General features: G+C 37.0%; 3 protein-coding genes. All 3 read right to left on the minus strand.

From position 1 onward, the window contains the following. Positions 1–119: 119 nt before the first annotated feature. The 3 genes from MSL71_RS26250 to MSL71_RS26260 all read right to left on the minus strand — a co-directional run bounded on the left by MSL71_RS26250 (position 120) and on the right by MSL71_RS26260 (position 2,347). Positions 120–827, minus strand: coding sequence for an FRG domain-containing protein (locus MSL71_RS26250; protein ID WP_180147479.1), 708 nt, complete (start codon positions 825–827; stop codon positions 120–122). Between the two features lie 91 nt (positions 828–918). Next, on the minus strand, positions 919–1,392 hold the full coding sequence (locus tag MSL71_RS26255) for a hypothetical protein (protein WP_218951147.1): 474 nt from the start codon (positions 1,390–1,392) through the stop codon (positions 919–921). 151 nt (positions 1,393–1,543) lie between these two features. Further along, positions 1,544–2,347 carry a hypothetical protein gene (locus MSL71_RS26260; protein ID WP_180147482.1) on the minus strand — a complete coding sequence of 268 codons (804 nt, stop codon included), beginning with the start codon at positions 2,345–2,347 and terminating at the stop codon, positions 1,544–1,546. Positions 2,348–2,482: the final 135 nt, after the last annotated feature.

The following is a 2,482-nucleotide window of genomic DNA, read 5'->3' on the forward strand; positions in this document are numbered from 1 at the left end:
TGGGCTCCCGCCTGTTTGCTGAAAAGCAATACCCTATAAGACCATCGAGTACCGAAAACCGGGCTTCTTGAACAAAGGATTGATGTGACCTACGGTCACGAGCAATCCTTAATGTTATGCTAACTCAATATTGATTCGAATTTTATCCAATTCAAATTTTGACATAATCCATCTATATCGGGAAAAATTGACTGAGAGTTTATACCTAAGTGATTTAAGTTTTTTTTAATCAAAAGTTTGTGTTCTGGCTTAATAAGAATTTTTCCTTTAATATACTCATTAAGAGGCTCATGAGGGTTTGGGTGTAATGTAAATAAGCCGTTTTGTGCGCTAATTCTTGGTGTAATATTATTAGGCATATATGCACCTACTGCACCACAATCAAAAGGACTAAAACCCTTTTTGTCTTCTTCGCTATAAAAGGGAATTTTTGCGTCCAGGATGTATACACAAGAATCCACATTACTGTTTTTATTTATAGCAAAATACAATGCAACAAGTGGCGAGTATGTCCAATCTAATAGCCGAGTTGCTAAACCATGATGTTGTGCTAAGCTCAATAACTCCCATTCATCATGATTATTTCCATTTAAAAATTGTAATGCTTTTTTATAAAATAGTATAAAGAGATCTTTTTCATACTTAAAGTAATGCTCTTCATCTCGCCCACTTTTGATGAATTCATCATAATATCTTCCTATTGTAGGAATAAGTAGATGGTTTTTCGCATCTTCAACTCCTCTATAGAGGTTACTGTAATTTGACCTTGACTCAATTATCTTTATAAATTGTTCTATATTTTCAACGTATTCTGTGAAAAATTTCATATTACCTCAGATTGTTTTTTGCATAACGCCAAGCATGAGGGGCTGGGAAAGGCGTAGCGACCGAAGGGAGCGCAGCTTTTCCCAGTCCCTCTCAATGCTTTTGTTCGGCTTCCTTATTTTTTTTATATATCTGCCCACCAGAGCGTTCCCAGTAAAGCACCTCATGCTCAAGCTTAGAAAATTTACGGACAAGCTTACCAAAATGGTTGAGCTCTGAGTGATCTGCCTCTATGCAAAATTCAGCGACCTCGCGGTCAGGTAAATCCTCATTATTATTAAAACGAAGTTGAATGGCACAATGGTCGACTGAGTCTGTTGTAAACAGCCTAAGCCTAAAATAATGTGCGAAGCGGTCTTCCCCCCTTTCAGAGCCCAATTCCCAAAGATATACAGCTGATGAATAGCGTGGAAAGGCTTCGAGTTCATTAGCCAATTCAATAAGATCACTTGCATTACAATAAAACTCAAGCCGTCCTTGAATGTGACCTTTCGTGGCTTCCATCACCAGATTTAAATGATGTGGTTCTTCGTAAGGGTATCTGATTATTTTGATTGAAGGAGTCATTTTCTATTATGCCGAACGCTGGAATTCACCGTGCGGGCGACGAGGACCGACACCGGTGAATAGGTTGTATTTTTTAAAAACCGGAATCGCTTGGGAATGCCCAGCTGTAAGCCCGTCCAGTGCAATGACTTGTTCTGTTTCGTTGTATCGACTACTCTTTTTTGCTTTTCCAAACCCATTTCAAGACTTTAAATTGCTCTTCTGAAGACTCAACACAATAAATATCCCCAGAATATGAAATAAAAGGGTAACGATATTCAATTATTGGTGTTACAGCAGAATCGACGTCAGGATTAAACAGTGGTGATGGGTTATATTTTGATATCGGCAAATAAAATGTTGACCATTCATTCTCATATATATCAAATCTGGTTATCTTATAAGCATCTATTTCCAATGAATCATTTTTTCGAATATGTTTATACCGAACTATTAAATATAGATTTTTGCGATTATCTCTGATGTATCTCTCATAGTTAGTGGTGCTTATACTATATATGAAGTCCGGATATTCAATTGTAGCGTTCTTTTCAAGGCCTATCTCTTTTGGTTTATAATCGATAGTTTCAATAGTATGACCTTCGTTTGATTTTAGTTCATAGTATTCTTTTCTATATAACCAAGCATCTCCCTTTTTTGAATAGCCTTCAAATCCCCAATAATTATAGCAACTATAATCGCTGGCTTTAGCGCTTACTACTTTATTTAAGTTCCCTGTTTGGTCGTATATTAGGGTTCGCTTATTAGAAAAATCATAAAGAAATATTCTATTATCTTTGGAAACATAAAGAATAACAGGAATTCTATATTCCATATAATCCCAAACTTTTCCGAATTCACTTATTGATTTTCCCCAAGAACCACAAATAACCTCAAAAGGACCTGTGTAAGAAGCGAATGCAAATAAGGGAACTATAGATAGTATTGTTGATAGAAGAATGATTCTTATTTTCATGGTGTATCTCATTGACAGAACAATTAGTTAAGAGACAGTGTTTGAAGCTCCGACGGCCCCCGTAGTGCGAAGCTGTTCCCTTCAACGGCTTGTTGAACGGACCCGCGCAACGACAACGCTCGAATTGGCCTGGGC

This window comes from Desulfoluna butyratoxydans (assembly GCF_900699765.1).
Lineage (GTDB): Bacteria > Desulfobacterota > Desulfobacteria > Desulfobacterales > Desulfolunaceae > Desulfoluna > Desulfoluna butyratoxydans.

What these genes read in the sequence shown, in the direction of transcription:
- MSL71_RS26250 (WP_180147479.1), bottom strand. Translation starts at nt 827, where the DNA reads ATGAAATTTTTCACAGAATACGTTGAAAATATAGAACAATTTATAAAG.
- MSL71_RS26255 (WP_218951147.1), bottom strand. Translation starts at nt 1,392, where the DNA reads ATGACTCCTTCAATCAAAATAATCAGATACCCTTACGAAGAACCACAT.
- MSL71_RS26260 (WP_180147482.1), bottom strand. Translation starts at nt 2,347, where the DNA reads ATGAAAATAAGAATCATTCTTCTATCAACAATACTATCTATAGTTCCC.